This window comes from Oceanobacillus damuensis, assembly GCF_001618145.1.
In the GTDB taxonomy this organism is placed as follows: domain Bacteria; phylum Bacillota; class Bacilli; order Bacillales; family Amphibacillaceae; genus Oceanobacillus; species Oceanobacillus damuensis.
Map to the genome: position 1 here is coordinate 1 of NZ_LQNF01000027.1, position 20,928 is coordinate 20,928.

General features: G+C 33.4%; 19 protein-coding genes. All 19 read left to right on the forward strand.

Annotated features, from left to right (window positions below; translation table 11 throughout):
• Window positions 1-209: 209 nt before the first annotated feature.
• The 19 genes from A4245_RS14190 (at window position 210) to A4245_RS14280 (ending at window position 20,733) form a co-directional block, all read left to right on the forward strand.
• Window positions 210-971 (forward strand): YveK family protein, encoded by a 762-nt coding sequence (locus A4245_RS14190; RefSeq protein WP_067729049.1) that lies wholly within the window; start codon window positions 210-212, stop codon window positions 969-971.
• A complete protein-coding gene (locus tag A4245_RS14195; protein ID WP_067729050.1) occupies window positions 946-1,647 on the forward strand; it encodes a CpsD/CapB family tyrosine-protein kinase in 702 nt (233 codons plus the stop codon). The genes A4245_RS14190 and A4245_RS14195 overlap by 26 nt, the downstream gene beginning before the upstream one ends.
• Before the next feature lie 209 nt (window positions 1,648-1,856).
• Complete coding sequence (locus A4245_RS14200) at window positions 1,857-2,621, forward strand: tyrosine-protein phosphatase (protein WP_067729051.1); 765 nt, start codon at window positions 1,857-1,859, stop codon at window positions 2,619-2,621.
• 119 nt (window positions 2,622-2,740) lie between these two features.
• Window positions 2,741-3,406 (forward strand): response regulator, encoded by a 666-nt coding sequence (locus tag A4245_RS14205; RefSeq protein WP_084268815.1) that lies wholly within the window; start codon window positions 2,741-2,743, stop codon window positions 3,404-3,406.
• Window positions 3,407-3,528: 122 nt separating this feature from the next.
• Window positions 3,529-4,212, forward strand: a complete 684-nt coding sequence (locus tag A4245_RS14210; RefSeq protein ID WP_067729058.1) for a response regulator transcription factor — start codon at window positions 3,529-3,531, stop codon at window positions 4,210-4,212.
• A gap of 50 nt (window positions 4,213-4,262) precedes the next feature.
• Complete coding sequence (locus tag A4245_RS14215; protein WP_067729060.1) at window positions 4,263-6,089, forward strand: polysaccharide biosynthesis protein; 1,827 nt, start codon at window positions 4,263-4,265, stop codon at window positions 6,087-6,089.
• Window positions 6,090-6,139: 50 nt separating this feature from the next.
• Window positions 6,140-7,168 carry a Gfo/Idh/MocA family protein gene (locus tag A4245_RS14220; RefSeq protein ID WP_067729061.1) on the forward strand — a complete coding sequence of 343 codons (1,029 nt, stop codon included), beginning with the start codon at window positions 6,140-6,142 and terminating at the stop codon, window positions 7,166-7,168.
• Window positions 7,162-8,502: a nucleotide sugar dehydrogenase gene (locus A4245_RS14225; protein ID WP_067729062.1), complete on the forward strand. Its 1,341-nt coding sequence runs from the start codon at window positions 7,162-7,164 to the stop codon at window positions 8,500-8,502. The genes A4245_RS14220 and A4245_RS14225 overlap by 7 nt, the downstream gene beginning before the upstream one ends.
• Window positions 8,503-8,514: 12 nt before the next feature.
• On the forward strand, window positions 8,515-9,783 hold the full coding sequence (locus A4245_RS14230) for a lipopolysaccharide biosynthesis protein (protein WP_067729063.1): 1,269 nt from the start codon (window positions 8,515-8,517) through the stop codon (window positions 9,781-9,783).
• A gap of 35 nt (window positions 9,784-9,818) precedes the next feature.
• Window positions 9,819-11,144, forward strand: a complete 1,326-nt coding sequence (locus tag A4245_RS14235; RefSeq protein ID WP_067729065.1) for an O-antigen polymerase — start codon at window positions 9,819-9,821, stop codon at window positions 11,142-11,144.
• Between the two features lie 56 nt (window positions 11,145-11,200).
• Window positions 11,201-12,370, forward strand: coding sequence for a glycosyltransferase family 4 protein (locus A4245_RS14240; RefSeq protein ID WP_067729067.1), 1,170 nt, complete (start codon window positions 11,201-11,203; stop codon window positions 12,368-12,370).
• Window positions 12,363-13,313 (forward strand): D-glucuronyl C5-epimerase family protein, encoded by a 951-nt coding sequence (locus tag A4245_RS14245; protein ID WP_067729069.1) that lies wholly within the window; start codon window positions 12,363-12,365, stop codon window positions 13,311-13,313. The genes A4245_RS14240 and A4245_RS14245 overlap by 8 nt, the downstream gene beginning before the upstream one ends.
• A 5-nt stretch (window positions 13,314-13,318) precedes the next feature.
• Window positions 13,319-14,419 (forward strand): glycosyltransferase family 4 protein, encoded by a 1,101-nt coding sequence (locus tag A4245_RS14250; protein WP_067729071.1) that lies wholly within the window; start codon window positions 13,319-13,321, stop codon window positions 14,417-14,419.
• 248 nt (window positions 14,420-14,667) lie between these two features.
• Window positions 14,668-15,747: a non-hydrolyzing UDP-N-acetylglucosamine 2-epimerase gene (wecB, locus tag A4245_RS14255; protein ID WP_067729073.1), complete on the forward strand. Its 1,080-nt coding sequence runs from the start codon at window positions 14,668-14,670 to the stop codon at window positions 15,745-15,747.
• Between the two features lie 10 nt (window positions 15,748-15,757).
• Window positions 15,758-16,474: an acyltransferase gene (locus A4245_RS14260; RefSeq protein WP_067729075.1), complete on the forward strand. Its 717-nt coding sequence runs from the start codon at window positions 15,758-15,760 to the stop codon at window positions 16,472-16,474.
• A gap of 6 nt (window positions 16,475-16,480) precedes the next feature.
• Entirely contained in the window at window positions 16,481-17,722 is a 1,242-nt protein-coding gene (locus A4245_RS14265) for a glycosyltransferase family 4 protein (RefSeq protein WP_067729076.1), read from the forward strand.
• Window positions 17,723-17,764: 42 nt separating this feature from the next.
• On the forward strand, window positions 17,765-18,775 hold the full coding sequence (locus A4245_RS14270) for a hypothetical protein (RefSeq protein ID WP_067729077.1): 1,011 nt from the start codon (window positions 17,765-17,767) through the stop codon (window positions 18,773-18,775).
• Entirely contained in the window at window positions 18,717-19,379 is a 663-nt protein-coding gene (locus A4245_RS14275) for a sugar transferase (protein ID WP_234402422.1), read from the forward strand. The genes A4245_RS14270 and A4245_RS14275 overlap by 59 nt, the downstream gene beginning before the upstream one ends.
• A gap of 226 nt (window positions 19,380-19,605) precedes the next feature.
• Window positions 19,606-20,733, forward strand: a complete 1,128-nt coding sequence (locus tag A4245_RS14280; RefSeq protein WP_067729078.1) for a DegT/DnrJ/EryC1/StrS family aminotransferase — start codon at window positions 19,606-19,608, stop codon at window positions 20,731-20,733.
• The last annotated feature ends 195 nt before the right edge of the window (window positions 20,734-20,928 follow it).

Sequence of the window (20,928 nt, forward strand, 5' to 3'; positions counted from 1 at the left end):
GACATTTGTAATCTTTTTGTAATATTGCTATGAAAAAAATCTCTAATCAACCCCCATAAAAAAACATACTATTTGTAAATATTTCAAAAAAACATATTACAGAACAGTTTAATGTGTTATAATTCCATATTGTAATGTCGAAAAGTAATGAAATTCTATGAAATATTTCAACAATCTTAGACAAAACAAAACTATATGGGGGTACCAAAATGGAAGAAACGATTTCCCTGAAAGAGATATTCGGGGTTTTGAAAAAGCACTTTTTAAAGATTACGGCCTTAGTGTTTGGCTTTGCGCTTGTCGCTGCACTTATAAGTTATTTCGTATTAACACCTACTTATCAATCCAGCTCACAGTTCATTGTAAATCAGAAGCTACAGGATCCGTCTGAACTCAGTACAAACAACATACAAACAAACGTCCAAATGATAAATACTTATAATATAATCATAAAAAGTCCTGCCATTTTAGACGATGTGGTGGAGCAATTAAACTTGCCTTATTCTTCAGCAACACTTTCTGAAAACATTCAAGTATCCAGTGCGGATAATTCTCAGGTTGTTACCGTAACAGCTACAGACGAAAATCCGGCAACAGCCGTGGATATAGCCAATGTAACGGTATCTACCTTTGAAACGAAAATACCGGATATTATGAATGTCGATAATGTAAGCATACTGACAGAAGCGCAACTTAGTCCGAACCTGACACCGGTTGCGCCAAACCCGATCCTTAATATTGCCATTGCAATTGTACTTGGCGCAATGTTTGGTGTAGGTATCGCCTTCTTGCTTGAATACCTGGATAACACAGTTACTACAGAAGAAGATGTCGAAAAGAAATTGGGGTTGCCAGTACTTGGTGTCATCTCATTAGTGAGTGAAGAGGATATCAGAGGTAACCAATTCAACTTTGAATCAAGCCGGAAGCAAAGGAGTGGCTACGATGGCGCGCAAAAGAAATCAATTTAAAGCAAGCAACAAGATGAGAAATCTCATCACTAAGCTAAACCCTAAATCACCGGTGTCTGAGCAATATCGTACGATTCGTACGAATATCCAGTATGCCTCCGTGGATAACGAAATTAAATCACTGCTTGTGACCTCTTCCGGACCGAGTGAAGGGAAATCTACGACGATTGCAAACCTCGCAGTTGTGTACGCTCAAACCGGTAAGAAAGTATTGATGATTGATGCCGACCTTAGAAAACCGACGGTACATTATACGTTCCGCCTTGATAACTTAAGAGGATTGAGCAATATATTGGTTGGTGAGAATACATTAGTTGAAACAGTCAATGCTTCCGATGTGGAAAACCTGGATGTCATTTCATGCGGGCCGCTCCCTCCGAATCCTTCTGAGCTGCTTGCTTCAAAAAAGATGGCGGCCTTTATAAAGGAAGCGACAGCAGTATATGATATTGTAATATTCGACACCCCGCCTGTATTGGCAGTTACAGACGCTCAAATCCTGGCTAATGTTGTCGATGGTTCTTTGCTTGTTGTAAGAAGTGGGCATACAGAATTGGAAGCAGCCGAAAAAGCAAAAGAAATCTTAGAACCAGCCAAGGCCAAATTGCTTGGGACTGTTTTAAACGGTCGTGAGAAAAAAGCATCAAACTATTACTATTATTACGGGACAAATTAATAAATAGATAAACCTCTCTGCTAGGCAATGCAGAGAGGTTTATTTTTTTATAAGGAATGAATTGGAAATCATGTCCAGTTATGATATGATTTTATTTATAGTCCATTTTACCTACTTTCCCCGAAAAATCGTCAATTGTAACAAAGATAAGTCTCTGATATAATAATAGCTTAATAAGATGCTATATTTAAGAGAGGAAGTGTCAAACAATGATTGATATTCATTCCCATATCCTGCCTGGTGTTGATGATGGAGCAATGACGGAAGAAGATAGTTTGGCAATGGCAAGAGAAGCAGTGGCTCAAGGCATCACCACTATTGTCGCAACCCCTCATAATAAGAATGGTAAGTATGATAATGATCGCCCATCCATTATAAATAGTGTGCAAATTTTAAGTGAACTGTTTGTGAAAGAAGATATCCCGCTAAAGATTCTTCCTGGACAGGAAAATCGCATCAATGGAGATATTTTGGAAGATATTGAAAATGGGAGCCTGCTGTCTATCAATGACTCCAAATATCTTTTTATCGAGTTTCCATCCGCAAACGTGCCGCGCTATGCAAGCCAAATGTTGTTCGACATCCAAGTGGCGGGCTATACGCCTGTCATTGTTCACCCGGAACGTAATCAGGAGCTTATTGAACATCCGGGCAGACTGTATGAATTTATCAAAAAGGGCGCATTAAGCCAGGTTACAGCTGCAAGTATTTTCGGAAAGTTCGGCAAGAACATCCAGAAGTTCTCCTATGATCTTATCGAGGCGAACCTGACGCATTTTGTTGCATCGGATGCACATAATACGACAACGCGTGGTTTCTGCATGAGAGATGCTTTCCATGAAATTAAAGATAAGTATGGTAGCGATTATTTTTATATGTTTTTAGAGAATAGTCAATTATTGATCGATAATATGAATGTCAACCGGATGGAGCCTTCCCAGGTGAAAAAGAAAAAGTTCCTCGGTCTGTTTTAACTCTGGATGCATCCATAAATTTCAGGCAATACGTTTATTTGTACATCCCAACGTTTACTATATAAATAGAGAAGGTTTTAGGGGGAGTATAGATTAACCTATGTAAAAGGAGCATTTCAGTGATTAAAGTTCTTTTAGTGGAAGACCAACATTTATTCCGTGATGGAGTTGAATCAATCCTGGAGCATACAGATGACATTCAAGTTATTGGTGCAGCTGACAATGGAGAAATCGCCATCAAGGAAATCAGTCATAAAAATCCTGACGTCGTTTTAATGGATATCCATATGCCCGATATGGATGGGATTAAAACGACGAAATTCATCAAAGACAATTATCCCGATATGAAAGTGGTTCTGCTGACAAGTACAGCAGAGGATGATCAAGTAATTACCGGGATTAATTTTGGTGCAGATGGGTTTCTCATAAAAGCGCTGTATGCAGACCAGCTGGTAGACTCCATCCGTATGGCATATCGTGGGGAGGTTGTCTTCTCGGGCGAAGTGGCTCGTCTACTGGCAAAACGAATACGTGAATTGACCATGGACAAGAAGCAGATTTTTGCGATGGGTCTGGAAAGAATGGGATACAAATTCTCAAGGCGGGAGATTGATATCGCATACTTGCTGATGGAAAATTATACTAATCAACAAATTGCCAAGAAGTTATTCCTTGGTGAAGGTACCGTTAAAAATTATATTAGTGAAATTTATAACAAATTAGACATCCATAACCGTACAAAAGCTGTCGCCTATTTTAACCATATATTCCAAAAAAAGGACTAAATGCCCAAATATGACTTTTTTTTCCAAAAGTCACTAATAATATGACTCGTGCTATTGTACTATTAGAACATATCTTTTTAGATATGGACTATTTTTTTAGATGAATAGGCGGGGAGTTTCATATGACTACTGTTGCATACATAAGCAAGATTCCATTCTCTAAACAAGTTACCGAAAAAATAGAGAATTATGGAAGCTTAAAGTTGATAGATTGTATAGAATACAAAAGAGATGCGATTTTGACCATTCAACAGATGAAGCCTGAAATTGTTATAATGGATATGGAAGAAATGCAAATCGAAACAATCATCAAAATGATACAATGCATTAAATCAACTGTTCCAGATGTAAAATTAATTACTTCGGCAAACAATCTTCAGTCTGTCTATTATTTCCAAATCATTGAAGCCGGAATTGATAGTATAATAGAAAAGCGTTCAGATTTTGCAAATAATTTGATTCGTACGATTATCTACGCCCAAAACAATTATTTTGTTATCCCTACTGCTTTGACTGCGGAATTTGTGGAGAGATTGGATGAATTAAGACATGATAACTTTGATTTCTTTAATAAGAGACTGAATGAATATAGTTCCAACTTGTCCGTAAAGGAAGTGGAAGTAGCCTATTATTTAAGGCAAAATATGCGGAATGGCGAGATCGCAGAGAAGCTGAACATTACCGAAGGAACGGCAAAAGTACATATAAGTAAAATTTATAAAAAAATTAACATAAAAGGCAGGAAAAATATGGTAGAATACTTGGATAGGATTATGTCGAATGGAAGAGAATCTGTTGAAGTGTAGTGGATTATAAGGAATGCGCATTAAGTTATTTAAGGAAAGGAACTGAATTTATGTCGTATCGTAAAAGGCTTGCATTGCTTATATTGTTGGACTCTCTCATTGTAAGTACAGCGATATTTATTGCATTTTGGGTAATTTACCCATCTTATCCAAATATATTGCTTATCGATGAACTTTTCATCAGTGCAGCCGCACTATTAGTCTTTCATCATATGTTTGCTTTCATATATAAGCTGTACAATAAAGTTTGGGCCTATGCCAGTGTGGGAGAGCTGGTAAGTATTGTAAAGTCGATCACCTTTTCGATTATCGCAGTCGGTGGTGTCCAGCTGCTTGTAAATGGAACGGTGTACAGAAGAGCACTGCTCATCACCTGGATGCTGCACATTATCCTGATTGGTGGCTCCCGCTTTGTTTGGCACATTGTCCGCGATCGTTATATAAAAAAAGATACAACCAAAAAAAGCACATTAATCGTCGGTGCTGGATCTGCGGGTGCGATGATCGCCCGGCAACTCCGAAATGAACATAGCAACACCGATTTACGTCCGGTTGCCTTTGTGGATGATGATATTAACAAACAAAAAATGCAGGTGTACAATTTACCTGTGGCAGGAACAACAGTAGATATTGAAGAAGTAGCAATAAAACTTGAGATCGAACATATCGTTATTGCCATTCCTTCGTTACGTAATGGCCAACTTGAGAAAATTGTTGAAGAGTGTAATAAAACCAATGCAAAAGTACAAATGATTCCAAAAATCGAGGATCTGATGACAGGGAAAGTATCTGTCAGCCATCTGAAAAATGTCGAAGTCGAGGATCTGCTCGGTCGTGAGCCGGTCAAGCTTGATATCGATATGATATCCGAATATGTCACTGGGAATACGGTGATGGTTACTGGTGCAGGTGGATCAATCGGTTCCGAAATCTGCCGTCAGCTAATGCGTTTTACGCCGAAGAAAATTTTGCTTTTGGGACACGGAGAATACAGCATTTATAATATTGATATGGAATTGAAACGTGTCTATGGCGATACCGAAACAGAAATTATTCCGATTATCGGGGATGTGCAGGATAGGGAGCGCATCTTTGATGTCGTAAATCAGCACAAACCAGAAATCATTTACCATGCAGCAGCACATAAGCATGTACCATTAATGGAATATAATCCGCATGAAGCGGTAAAAAACAATATTATCGGTACGAAAAATGTGGCAGAAGCTGCCGATGCCTTCGGTGTGAATAAATTTGTGATGGTATCGACAGATAAAGCAGTTAACCCAACAAACGTGATGGGCGCCACAAAACGTGTTGCAGAAATGGTTGTTCAGGATATGGCACAGCGAAGCAAGACGAAATTTGTCGCCGTACGATTTGGTAATGTGCTTGGAAGCCGTGGTAGTGTTATTCCACTGTTTAAAAAGCAGATTGAGCGTGGTGGACCTGTTACGGTTACCCATCCGGATATGACGCGTTACTTTATGACGATACCAGAAGCATCGCGGCTTGTGATTCAGGCAGGGACATTGGCGAATGGTGGGGAGATTTTCGTATTGGATATGGGTGAGCCTGTGAAGATTGTGGATTTGGCTCGAAACCTTATTAAATTATCTGGATATACAGAAGAAGAGATTCCGATTGAGTTCGCTGGAATACGGCCTGGGGAGAAGATGTATGAGGAGCTTTTGGGTGAGGATGAAGTGCATCCGGATGCGGTTTATGAGAAGATTTATGTTGGGCGGACGGTTGAGGTTGATAGGGAACTGCTTGATGAGTTGATTGAGAGGTTTGCTTGTTATGATCAAGAAACTTTGAAAAATGAACTTATGAATATTGTTTATGCGGAAAGAAAAATGTTAGCCGTAAAAAGTTGATTAATGATAAACTATATAATTAAAATTTATTACAGAAAGAAGTTGTTGAAATGAATTTTGCCATTGTTGGATGTGGCTTTATAGCCAAGAAACATGCGAAAGCAATACAGGATGTTGAAAATGCAAATCTAGTAGCTGTAAGTGACAAACTCCCTACCGCAATGGAACCCTATGTTAAGGAGTATGGTGTCGAAGCATATGAAGATTTAGATGAAATGTTACTTAGAGAGGATATAGATGTTATATCTGTATGTACACCAACTGGGTTACATGCTCCACTAGCTATTAAAGTAGCAAATGCAAATAAACATGTCATTTTAGAAAAGCCCATTGCAATGACTTTAGAAGAAACAGATAAAATTATCGAAGCTTGTGATAGGAACGAAGTAAAGCTTTCTATTGTACACCCTAATCGTTTCAGACCAGTTGTAAAAGAGTTACGTAAATTACTGGATCAAAATTTGTTAGGTAAAATAAGCCATGCCAATGCAATTGTAAATTGGAATAGAAACCAAGAGTATTACGATCAAGCACTTTGGAGAGGTACTAAGGAGTTTGATGGTGGTGCATTAATGAACCAAGCAATTCATAATTTAGACTTATTATTGTGGTTTATGGGTGAACCTGAACAAATTTTTAGTATGGAAGCAACAAGATTACGCAAAATTGAAGCTGAAGATGTATCAACAGGTGTAATCAGATTTGAATCTGGTGCACTTGGATTAGTAGAAGCTTCGACTACAGCTTATGGACAAAACTTTGAAGAATCAATTACACTTTTTGGTGAAAAAGGTACTGTCAAGATTGGCGGAAAGAATGCAATCTACTTTGATCACTTAGAAATCGAAGGTATGAACGAAGATGAAATCAATGAAATTAAAGAAAAAATAAACGAAGATCCGTTTGGTATACCAGGCCATCAATGTATTATTGATGATATGGTAAAAGCTATTGAGGAAAACAGACAACCGGCTGTTTCTGGTGAAGAGGGTAGAAAATCGTTAGAATTAGTACTTTCATTCTATGAATCTGCTAAAAAGAATCAACCAATCCAACTAAAAGGAGAAAGAATATGTTAACAACTAAAGAAAAAGGAAATCAACTTGCTGAAAAATTAATTGAAAAACTAAATAATAAAACAGCTGTAATTGGTGTGGTTGGGCTAGGCTATGTAGGTTTGCCTTTAGCTGTTGAAAAAGCAAAAGCTGGTTATAATGTAATTGGATTTGATGTACAGGAATCAAAAGTTGAAGAAGTTAATCAAGGAATAAACTATATTGGAGATGTAGTTGATGAAGAACTAAAGGAATTAGTAGCAAATAAAAAGCTAAAAGCGACAACGGACTATTCATTTATTAAAGAAGTAGATGCGGTTGCAATTTGTGTACCGACACCTTTAGATATTTATAAACAACCGAACACAAATTATGTTGAAAGTTCTGCTCATGATATTTCAGATTACATTCATGACGGTATGCTAGTGGTTCTAGAGAGTACGACATACCCTGGAACTACGGAGGAATTATTAAAACCAATTTTAGAGCAAACTGGATTAACATGTGGCGAAGACTTCTTCCTAGCCTATTCACCAGAACGTGTTGACCCAGGTAACAAACAATTTAAAACAAAGAACACGCCCAAAGTAGTTGGTGGAGTAACTAAAAATTGTACAAAAGTAGCAGCGACAATGTACGGGAATGTACTAGAAAGCGATATTCATCAAGTTTCCAGTCCAGCTGTAGCTGAGATGGAAAAAATTCATGAGAATACTTTCCGAAATATTAACATTGCTCTAGCAAATGAAATGGCAGTTTTATGTAATAAAATGGGTATTGATGTTTGGGAGGTAATTGATGCAGCTGCTACAAAACCTTATGGATTTATGCCATTTTATCCTGGGCCAGGATTAGGTGGCCATTGTATACCTATTGATCCCTGGTATTTAACTTGGAAGGCACGTGAATATAATTATCATACAAAACTTATAGAAACTTCTGGTGAAATTAACAATGAAATGCCACATTATGTTGTTTCACGTATTATGGAAATTTTAAATAAAACAGGTAAGGCTCTGAACGGTTCTAAAATCCTTGTTTTAGGTGTTGCTTATAAGAAAGATATTGATGATTATCGTGAATCACCAGTATTGCCTATATTAGAAAAACTTGATGAAGGCGGAGCTGATTGGACTGTTGTGGATCCAAATGTGAGAGAGTTTAAATATAAGAATGGGAGTGAATATCCACATCAAGTTATAACCGAAGATTTGTTAGAGAATACTGATTTAGTAGTAATCGCCACTGACCATAGTGGATTTGACTATGAAGAAATTTTGTTGAAATCGAAAGTTATTTTTGATACTAGAAACTCTTACAAAAATATAGAAAAAAATAAAAAATATTATAGATTATAAGTGAAATACAAGATGGCTAATAAAAAGAAAAATGAATTTAATAGTAACGTAATGAAGTTATTGACTGGCGCTTCCATAGCGCAGGCAATCCCGATAGCTACTTCACCTATACTAACCCGCTTGTACTCACCAGAAGATTTTGGTGTCGTAGCTATTTTTCTTGCTATAACAGGAATATTTGGAACGATTGCTAACGGAAGATATGAACTTGCTATAGTAATACCAAAAGATAAAAGAGATTCAATTAATTTAGTTGCCTTATCAATATCGGTATCACTCAGTCTTAGTGTTTTATTGTTATTGCTAATTCTTATCTTCCAAAACGAGATACTTATTTTACTGGGGAATGAGGAAATTAAATTCTGGCTCTATTTTATTCCTGTTGTTATTTTCTTTAGTGGGTTATTTAATGCACTTAACTATCTAAATACAAAATATAAAAATTTTGGACTGATATCGAAGGTGAAAATTATAAAATCTACTTCTTTAGTAACGGTTCAAATATTCTTTGGATTTATAAAAGCAGGTGCGAGTGGGTTAATAATTGGTCAGATTGTATCTCATATGTTTACAAATTTTACTTTGGCAAAAAATATTCTTACAGATAAAAAACTAATTAGTAATATAAATTTTAAAAAGATGAAAAAATTAGCTTGGGAATATAAAAAGTTTCCACTATTAACAGTTTGGGGTACTCTTTTTAGTGTATTAACTAGGCAAACTATTAATATATTTATTTCTATTTTATATACAGCAAGTGCAGTGGGGTATTACTCCCTTGTACAAAGGACAATTGGTTTACCGAGTACTATAATAGGTCAGTCAGTGGGTCAAGTTTTTTTTCAACAAGCTAGCCAAGAAAGAAATGAAATAGGAAATGCTAAAAAAGTGTATATTTCTACACTTATAAAGATGTTGGTCATATCGATACCAATATTCACGTTCCTATATTTATTCATAGAAGAGATTATTGTGTTTGTTTTTAGTGAAGAATGGAGAGTAGCTGGAACTTATGCCAAATATCTAATACCTTTATTTTTATTGAGGTTTATAGCATCACCATTAACCTTAATATCAATAATTTTTGGAAAGCAAATTGTGGACCTGTTATGGCAATTATCGTTATTGGTATTTTCAATTTTAGCTTTTGTATTAGCGTATTTTTACAATCTATCAATAACTAATTACTTGTTATTATATAGTGTGTTTTTGGGAATGCATTATTTAATTATAATTATTATCAATTATTATATTGCTAGAAACAAAACTAGCGATTTGTAGTGAAGTTTTGAAAATAATACTAGTGAGGAATTTATATGTTATCTATATTATTTGTAACATTATTTTTATTAACTTTGCTATTTTTTTTCCTCTTAGTAAAGTTATCAGCTATTGATTTATTAAAGCCAAGTATAACTAGTATCTTCTTCCTGGGTTATCTCCTGTTTAGTTATATAGGACTCTTGTCTTTGTTCTTTGGAATGGATGATTATAGAATACTAATTGGGATAAATAATCCTTATAAGGTTCTTAGGTTATGGTTTTATTGTAGTCTTTCTCTATACCTTGTTATTATTGGCTTTATTTTTAGTAATAAGGTATTAGGGATGCGGGATATTAATAAAAGTAGTTTCGAAATACAAACTTTAGGTTTTTCCACTAAAGGATCTATATTCCTATTATTCGGTGTTAGTTTAATTGTTTTTATAGTTTACTTAAGTAAGCTACCAGCTATACCTATAGTTGAATTTTTAAAGGGGTCTTCTGAGGCAAATTTGCAAGTTTTAAGGAGTTTAGCAACAAATGATTTTAGTGGAGACTATCACTGGTATACATTATTTTTTTCCACAATACTAACTCTGTTAACTTACCTTACATTTGCCGAGCTTTTAATTAATAAAAACCTGAAGAATCAGTTAATATTTTGGATGGTTTTTCTAATAGCTTCATTTGCAGCTATCGTTCCAACGCATAAAGCACCTTTTATATGGTTGATTTTTGGTCTTTTATTTACTTATTTAATTACAAAAAGAAAAAGGGTTTCTTTGATACAATTAATTTCTCTTGGTTTTTTAATTATTGTGATTCTCTTTTTCATGTTTAAGTACTTCATGGGATTAGAAAATAGAACAAATGCAGAAATCTTTAGTATGATTTTTAACAGGACTACATCTGGACAACTAACTCCAGCATATTTTTACATAGATATTTTTCCTAATGAGATTGGTTATCTTCTTGGATCTTCATTTCCTAATCCTGGGGGAATTTTCCCGTGGGATCCATTTAACCTTAAAGCTTTCGTTGCAAACTATATTAATTCAGGGTTAACAGGGCAAGGAATAGTGGGATCTGCACCGACAGTTTTTTGGGGAGAAATGTACGCTAACTTTGGATTTTTTGCAGTAGTTATTAGTTCATTTGTAGTTGGAATATTATTATATTCAATTCAATACTTTGTTTCTAGGCTTTCTAATAACTCAATCACAATTGCGTTAAATACTTGGCTAATAATAGAGTTCCATAAACTAGCTTTAACTGGTTTAAGTAGTTTTATCATAAATATTGATATAATTGCGGTCGTATTAATAGTTGGGTTTCTACTGTTACAGCAAAATTCAAGAAAAAGAGGGGCATCAGTATAGAAACTTTTGTTTACTGAATTTTTATATTTAAATTATTTGAACAAGGAGAAGGTTAAATGTATAGAGTTATTCACATTGTTTTAAATGAGTTTAATCCTGATTTTAGGATTTTGAAAGAAGTTATTTCTTTGAAAGAAAATAATTATGATGTAGCAGTAATAGCAATTAATGATAAGTCAAATAGTAAAAAAAATACAGAAATAATGAGTGGGGTTACAGTTTATCGTTTAAATATTAAGAGTCGGAAATTTAAAAGTAAAATTATGCTGCCTTTTAAGTATTTAGAAATTCTTTATAAGAGTTTAAAATTGGTGAAAACTTTAGAACCAGATGTTATACACGTACATGATTTTCAAGCACTTCCAATTGGCTATCTTACTAAACTCAAATTTAAGTGTAAGTTAATTTATGACTCACACGAATTTAGAGAAGATTCGAATATGACTAAGGAGTTTCCAAGTGCACTGAATTCTATCTTTAACAAGGTTGAATATTTTTTAGCGAAAAAAAGCGATAGGATAATTACAGTATCAGAAGGGATTGCTGATTTAATTCATAAGAGAGTCAACGAAGACCGTCCTGCAGTTATTCTTAATTCTCCTTACTTAAATAATGAAAATCAAACGCCATTAATAAATGTAAGAGAGAAATTTAATATTAGTGAAGATTCAGTAATAATTACATATGTTGGAGGTATTCTTCCTACTCGTGGTTTTGACTTAATCTTAAATGCTTTTATAAAATTAAATAATCCAAAACTGCATTTGTTATTAATAGGAAACGAAGATATTCCTAATTGGTTGAAAAGTAAATACGATTTAGAAGGATTTGAAAGAAATATTCACTTTATTCCTCCGGTTCATCCAGTAGAAGTAATATCACTAGCTTCCCAGGCAGATATTGGTGTTCATGCTATTAAAGGTGAAAGTTTAAGCCATCAATATTGCATGCCAAATAAACTGTTTGAATATATTCAAGCGGGATTAGCATTATTAATGACTGATCTAAAAGAAATGAAGAAAGTAGTGCACGAAAACAAAATTGGTCTTACCTTTAAAGATAGAGATGAGGAAGATTTGATAAATAAACTATCATATTTAGTTAATAACCCAGATATTATTTTTGAATATAAAGCTAACTCAAAAAGAGTAGCAAAAAGTTTAAATTGGGAAACTGAAGAAATAAAACTAATAGAATTATATAATAAGGTGGTGGAACATGGTTAGCAAGAAGATATTTCAAGACGTTCAAAAATTTCTTTCAGGTAAGAAAGAATACACTTTTATTAACCCTGGAGAAAATTTTATGTATCCTATAGACTTAGATTTCACTCTCGACAATGAGTTGATATACTATCATCCTAAAGACAAGATGGGAGTACCTTTAAAGGAATATAAATCAGTAGGTTCAAAATATAACCCAACAAGGGTAGCTGCCTATGGATTAAGTCATTGGAATAGATATCAACTTGGTAATAACAACTATAATTTAGAAGAATACAAAAAGGTGTTAGGTTGGTTTGAAAAAAACCATGAGGAAGGTAAATGGTATTATTATTTTGATTGGGAAGAGTTATCGTCTCCTTGGATTTCTTGTATGGCTCAAGGGGAGGCAATTAGCATATTAACAAGAGGTTATTTTTTAACAAAGGATCCTAAGTACCTAGACATAGCAATACTTGCTTTATCACCATTTGAAAAGTCAACTCTTGGTGGAGGAGTACTAAGCTTACTAAATAAAAATGATATTTTTTTCGAGGAATACCCCGTCAAAGATGCAGTACACGTACTAAATGGTTTTCTTTACTCTTTGATTGGAATAATTGAATTAAGAAAGATATTACCTGAAGATCATAGTAAATTTGAAAGAGTAAACTCCTTACTCAGTAAAGCTATAGGAAGTATCGAAAGAAATATAGGTAGATGGGAATTTAGTAATTGGTCAACTTATGATTTATCCAATGAAAATACTAAGATAAGAAATTACTGTACCATTAGCTATCATTCACTACAAGTCTCACAGCTAAAGTATATTTCTAATGAGGTAGGTAGTAAAAAGTTATTAGACGTTTCAAATAGATGGGAAGGGTATATGAATTCTCCTTTAAATAGAATTCATGCTCTTATTGGAAAAAGCTACTTTCGATTAAAAAATCCTGCTCAGAGGTAATTATTATGAAAATATGTCATTTAACATCATTACATAGTCCAGAAGATATTCGAATTTTTATTAAAGAATGTAGTACATTAGCCGTGAAGGGAATTGATACGAATTATATTGTGCCTTTTGAAAAGTCATATGCTAAAAACAAAGTAAAAATACACGGTATAAATATTGGGAGTGTAAACCGTCTGAAAAGAATGACACACACAACTAGTTTAGTTTATGAAAAGTCAATAAAAGTAAATGCGGATATTTATCATATTCATGACCCAGAACTAATACCTATTGCATTAAAACTAAAAAAATCCGGAAGAAAAGTGATATATGACGTTCATGAAGATATGCCCCGGGCTATCATGTCGAAATATTGGATACCAAAATGGCTAAGAAAGATAGTTTCTACTTTATTTGAATTATATGAAAATAAGCAGGCGAAGAAATTTGATTTTGTAGTTGGTGCAACACCTCATATTGCAAATAGGTTTCTTAAAAAAAATAAGAATACTATTGATATAAATAATTACCCTCTACTTAATGAACTTGTTAGCACAGACAAAACAGAATCAAAAAATAGACAAGTTTGTTATGTAGGAGGAATTAATACTATTAGAGGTATTCATAGTATCATAAAAGCGTCAACCTTGGTTGAAGGTGATATTGTACTTGCCGGACCAACCTCCTCTAGCGAATTAGAGAATGAAATTAAACAATCGAAAATAAATTATGTTGGGCTACTTAGTAGAGAAGAAGTAAATTCATTGTTAAATGAATCTATTGCAGGTCTAGTTCTATATTTGCCAGAACCTAATCATGTTAATGCACAACCAAATAAGATGTTCGAATACATGTCAGCAGGTATACCAGTTATTGCATCTAATTTTCCTTTATGGAAAGAAATCGTTGAAGTTAATAATTGCGGTATTTGTGTTAATCCTACAAGACCAGCAGAAATCGCAGATGCAATAAAATGGTTAATTGAAAACCCAAATAAAGCTGCTGAAATGGGAAGGAATGGTAGGCAGGCAGTCGAAGATAAATATAATTGGGAAGTTGAAAGTGAAAAATTAATTAAAATGTATAGGAGTTTGGAAAAGAAAATTGGTGAAAAATAAATAATAAAGATTAATTGAAAACAGATTTTTCAATCAAATTTATTACTATAATTCAATAAAGAAACCAACTTTTGTAATTCAAAGTTGTTCTTATCATAAATTAAGTATGATACTTTATTAGATTTTAAGTATATAGGATATAAATCAATTACAATTATACAGATTGTATAAATTTATTTTACTTGTGAATAAAATATATTGAAAATAGAGTGGATTTGAATTACAAATTATAGAAAAAGGGTGATCTTTTGAAATTATTAACAATTGCAGGTACTCGTCCTCAATTAGTGAAAGTTGCAGCTGTATCTAGAGAGTTAAGAAAACATTTTAATGAAGTACTAATTAATACAGGACAACATTATGATTATAATATGGCTGGTGTTTTTTTCGAACAGCTTCAAATACCAAAACCTGATTATGATTTAGGTGTTGGTTCAATGCCTCATGGTAAACAAACTGGTACCATGATGATTAAAGTTGAAGAAGTGATAGAAAAGGAAAAACCGGATGCTATTATAGTGTATGGAGATACAAATTCTACATTAGCCGGGGCACTTGTTGCTAGTAAGTTACATATCCCTGTAATCCATATTGAGGCAGGTCTTAGAAGCTATAATAAAAGAATGCCAGAAGAAATAAATCGAGTTATGACAGACCATGTATCTGAATTATTATTTGCTCCGACTAATCTTGCTGTTGAAAATCTAAAAAAAGAAAGCATTACAGATGGTGTTCATCAAATTGGGGACGTTATGTATGATGCTGTTTTATATAATATGGACATAGCAGAAGAAAATCATTCATTGACTGATTTTCAATTGACATCGAAAGATTTCATTTTAGGTACAATTCATCGCGCTGAGAACACTGATAACTTGGAGAGAATGAGAGCTATTGTAAATGCACTAATATCAATAGACCATAAAGTATTTTTACCTTTACATCCTAGAACAAAGAACAAATTAAAAGATTATAGCTTGCTTGAAAAGCTTGAAAATGCATCCAATATAGTTTTATCTGAGCCCATATCATACTTAGAAATGTTACTGCTAGAAAAACATGCTACTGCAATAGTAACCGATTCTGGAGGCGTACAGAAAGAGGCTTACTTTGCAAAAGTGCCTTGTTTTACATTAAGAGATGAAACTGAGTGGATAGAGACCGTAGAGATTGGTTGGAATCAATTAGTAAATCCACTAAATGATAATTTAGTAGATTTAATTAATTCTTTTGAAGAAAAGGATTATGAAGAGAACTTATATGGTGATGGAAAAGCTAGTGAAAAAATAGTCCAAATTATAAAAGAGTATTTCTCTGGGAAGAACTAGGAGGACAATAATGGATAAACCTCAAATTGGAGAAAATGTAATTATAGAAGAAGATGTAATATTTGGCGACAATGTAGTTGTAGGACATAATGTTATTATTTATGCTGGAACTGTAATAGGAAACAATGTAATAATACAAGATAATGCAGTGATTGGAAAACAACCAATAAGAGCAAAAGCTTCAATTCTCCCTAAAACGAATCAACTACCTGCAGCCAAAATTGGTTCCGAAGTTACTATTGGAACTTCTTCTGTAATCTATGCTAATTGTAATATTGAAGATAATGTATTTATTGCTGATCTTGCTACTGTCCGGGAGCGTGTAACTATTGGAGAATATACAATAATTGGACGAGGAGTAGCAGTTGAGAATGATTGTAATGTAGGCAAAAGGTGTAAATTAGAAACGAACTGTTATATTACTGCGTATTCGGAACTTGGCGACTATGTATTTGTAGCGCCTTGTGCAGTAACTACTAATGATAATTACATGGGAAGAAGTAAAGAACGATTTAGTCAATTTAGAGGTGTAACTGTTAAAACAGGAGGCAGAATTGGAGCAAACGCAACAATCTTACCAGGAAAAATCATTAAAGAAGATGGTGCTGTTGGAGCTGCAAGTGTTGTGACTAGAAATGTAGAAAGTGAAGAACTTGTTTTAGGTTCACCTGCAAAGAAATTTAAATATGTTGATGACAATCAATTGCTGCGCAATCAAGAAAGGTAGATTTAAGTGAATATATGGATATACAATCATTATGCAGTAGGTCCGAATTCCAATGGTATTACAAGACATTTCGATCTAGCTAAGTATTTAATTAAGAAAGGTCATAATGTAACTATTTTTGCTTCCTCTTTTAATCATCAGGCATTAAAAGAGGAGCATTTAAAAGATTCCTCAGAAAAATACACTGAAAAAGATTATGAAGGTGTAAAATTTGTTTGGTTAAAAACGTTTCCTTACCAAAACAATAATTGGCGTAGGGTAATAAATATGCTTAATTATACAATAAAAGCATATTTATATGGTGAAAAGAGAAAGGATAATCCTGATATAGTGTTAGGATCACTCGCTCATCCGCTTGCGGCCTATGTTGGATACCTAATAGCTAAGAGGAAAAAAGCTTTATTCTATTTTGAAGAAAGAGATTTATGGCCACAATCATTAATAGATTTAGGAAAGATGTCTCCTAAAAATCCAGCAATTATTGTTTTAAGTAGGTTAGAAAAATACTTATATAAAAATTCACAACGCATTATTTTACTCTTTGATAAAGCAATCAATTATGTAGAGAGTAGAGGAATTACTAAAAACAAAGTAGTTTATTTACCAAACGGAGTAGATTTTACTAGATTTGATAAAATTACTGAACTGCCAAAGGATATTACGAAAAAACTTAGCGATTTAGAAGATAAAATAATTGTCGCATATACTGGAACACTAGGTTTAGCAAATAATATAGATACAGTTTTGGACGCAGCAAAATTAATTATGAACGCTAATCCACAAGTCCATTTTATTTTTGTTGGCGGTGGTCCTCAAAAACAACATTTAATAAAACGAAAAGAAAAAGAAAAAATAGATAATGTTACATTCTTTGATCCACTCCCAAAAGAATATATACCAGTAATTTTAAAAAAAACAAATATTGGCCTACTTCCATTAAAAGAGTCTCCAGTGTTTAAATGGGGAATTAGTCCAAATAAACTTTATGATTATATGGCTGCATCATTACCTGTATTATTAATGTGTGACTTAGATGACACCCCTGTTGAAAAATATAAAGCGGGAAAAGTATTTAAAAAAGAATTTGTTCATAACTTAGTTAACTTTTTAAGAAATGTTAATTTAGAAGAGTTACATATAATGGGAGAGAATGGCTATAAATATGTGCATGAAAACCATGACTGGGAATTATTAGCTAACAATTTAGAACGAATTATGTTGGAAGATGCAGAAAAGTTAGTTAAATAATTTCAAGTCTTTTATATTAAATTATGTTTAAGGGTGTTTTATATGGACATTGAAAAGTTGTTAATAGATGAATTAGATTATTTGAATAGTTATAAAATGAAATCAATTACTATTAGTACGACGGCTAAACATGCATTAGACTTTCGTATTCTCCCTAGACGTATAATTTCAAATTTGGCTATGTCTTGTTTTATGATTAATAATGAAGAATATTTAAAGGAGACACTTTCCTTTTTTGATGGTAAGGTTGATTATATATACATAGACGTAGAACAAAAACAAAATATAAATTTATATAAAATTGCTAGAATTATTGTTAAAGAGTCACGAATAGTAAATGTTAAACCAAATGATATTACACTAGAATCATGTGACCTATTAATTCGCAACTATTATAAAGATGATCTGGCAAACAAAAAGGTAGTAGTAATAGGTACAGGTAATCTGGCAAGTAAAATTGCAATTAGAATTGCAGAGAGACAAGCACAAGTATATATCAAGGGCAGAAAGATACCAAAAGAGCAAGTAGTAATTAATGCTCTAAATTTCATTCTTCCAAAGTATAATTATCCGTTACAATCGTTTTCTCTATTGCAGGGACATGAAAATGTAGATGTAATCATATCGTTTTTGTCAGGACAATTTACTGAAGAAGAATCCCTAATACCGCATATTGGTAAGCATACACTTATCATTGATGGCGGAATTAATAACTTTAGTAAAGATTTCATTCAACAGATGTTAAATAAAAAAATTAACATCACTAGACTTGATACAAGAATAGCTCTGCCATATCAAATGCTATCCACTCATGATTATACAATAGGCTTTTTTAATGAAATATTTGGTCAAGCTCAAATTCAGGGGGTAAAAGTGGCCTCTGGAGGTTATATTGGCTCTGAGGGTACTGTAATTGTGGATAATATAAAACAACCAAACCAAGTGATCGGTATTGCAGATGGTAGGGGAGGAGTAAAGGCGAGTGAGCAGCTCAGTGAAACAGACAGAAACAGAATACATGAAATCGAAAAAGCCATTTCAAGGTATTATTAAGAGAACTTTTGACATAATCCTTAGCATGATTGCAATGCTAATCCTTTTGCCAATCTTTCTAGTATTAACAATTCTAATTGTAAAGGAAGATGGACGACCAGTTTTTTTTAGGCAAAAAAGAAGTGGACTAAATGATAGAGTATTTGAGATGTATAAGTTTCGCTCCATGAAAAATAACCAAGTCCCTGTACCATCTAATTCTCATAGTGAGTATAACTGGAGAAATGGTGTGCCAGATGATTTCGTATTCAAAACGCGTTCTGAGAGCAATCCAAATATCACAAAGGTAGGTAGCTTTATAAGAAAGTATAGTTTAGACGAATTACCGCAGTTTTATAATGTTTTTAAAGGTGATATGAGTATAATTGGTCCACGTCCAGAAATTATAGCTATATCAAGTTGTTATAATAAAAATCAGAAAAGAAGATTAGAGGTTAAACCAGGTATTACTGGATGGGCACAGGTAAATGGACGAAGTGATATGGAGCATGGGAAGAAAATTGAATATGATTTGTATTATGTGGATAATTTTAGCTTGTGGATTGATATAAAAGTGTTTTTTAAGACTGTAGTACAGGTTATTAGGGGGAAAGGATCGGTATAACATCATAGATTCAATGTAATATAGCTATTTAGCTAAAACCTAATAAAATATTTTAATTACCTCTCCCTTCCTAAATTATATAGAATAATAATATGAAGGAAGTATACATAGGCCATTATGTATAAAAAATAAGAATATAATTTTCAAAGTTTCATGTTAACATTTAAGGTAAGTAGTTAAATTAAATTTGCAAGTAATATCTTAATAACAGCACGGAGGGTCTAATATGCAATTCAGAGATTTAAAAACGCAGTATACTACATATAAAGATGAAATTGACTTAGCAGTTCAAGAAGTAATGAATAATGCCAGTTTTATTGGTGGTCCAATAGTGAAAGAGCTTGAGGAAGAATTAGCTGCTTACGTAGGTGTAAAACATTGTATTTCTTGTGGAAATGGTACAGATGCGCTTTCCTTAGTACTGATGGCTTGGGATGTAAAAGAAGGCGACGCTGTATTCGTACCTGATTTTACTTTCTTTTCAACTGGCGAAGTTATTTCCTTAAATGGTGCAACACCTGTATTTGTTGATGTAGAGGAAACCACTTTTAATATTGATACTAATAAACTTGACAAAGCTATCCAAAAGACGATCGAAGAAGGGAAATTATCTCCAAAAGTGATTATTCCTGTGGATCTATTCGGATTACCAGCAAACTATCAAGAAATTGAAAAAGTAGCTAAAAAATATAATGTATTAGTTCTTGAAGATGGGGCTCAAGGATTTGGAGGAAATATTGATGGAAAAATGGCATGTAGCTTTGGAGATGCTGCAACAACCTCTTTCTTCCCAGCTAAGCCATTAGGATGCTTTGGTGATGGTGGAGCCATTTTTACGAACGATGATGAATTAGCAGCATTGTTAACCTCTTTAAAAATTCACGGAAAAGGCGAAAATAAATATGATAATGTTCGAATTGGAGTAAATTCAAGACTAGATACAATACAAGCAGCAATATTGAAGATTAAGCTTAGAGCCTTTAGAGAACATGAGTTAGATGATGTTAATCGAGTATATGAATTGTACAACAATAAGCTAGCAGATTGTGTAGTAAAGCCAGTGATTCCAAATGGTTATTATTCTAGTTTAGCACAATATACAATACAGCTAGACTCTAAAGAACAACGAGATGGTTTGCAAAGCTATTTAAAAGAACAAGGAATTCCTAGTATGGTATATTATGTAAAACCAATGCATAAACAAGAAGCATTTTCTGATTTGAGTTTTAACGAGAGTGATTTTGAAGTTACCAATAAATTATGTGATACTGTTCTATCCTTGCCAATGCACCCTTATTTAAAGGAAGAAGAGGTTGAAAAAGTTTCTAAGACTGTGAATGAGTTCTTAGGTTAAGTAAGTTTTACAAAGAAAATATAAGTGCAAGTTTGTAAGAAGTAATGCAAACTTTGCACTTATTTGTTTTAATATAATCATTAGGAGAAAAGAATTTTCTACTGTGGCTTAGAGGAATTATTAAATTTAAAGTGGTGATAATTGACTAACTACTACTAATATAAGACATAAATGGGTTGTTGCTTTATAAATTAC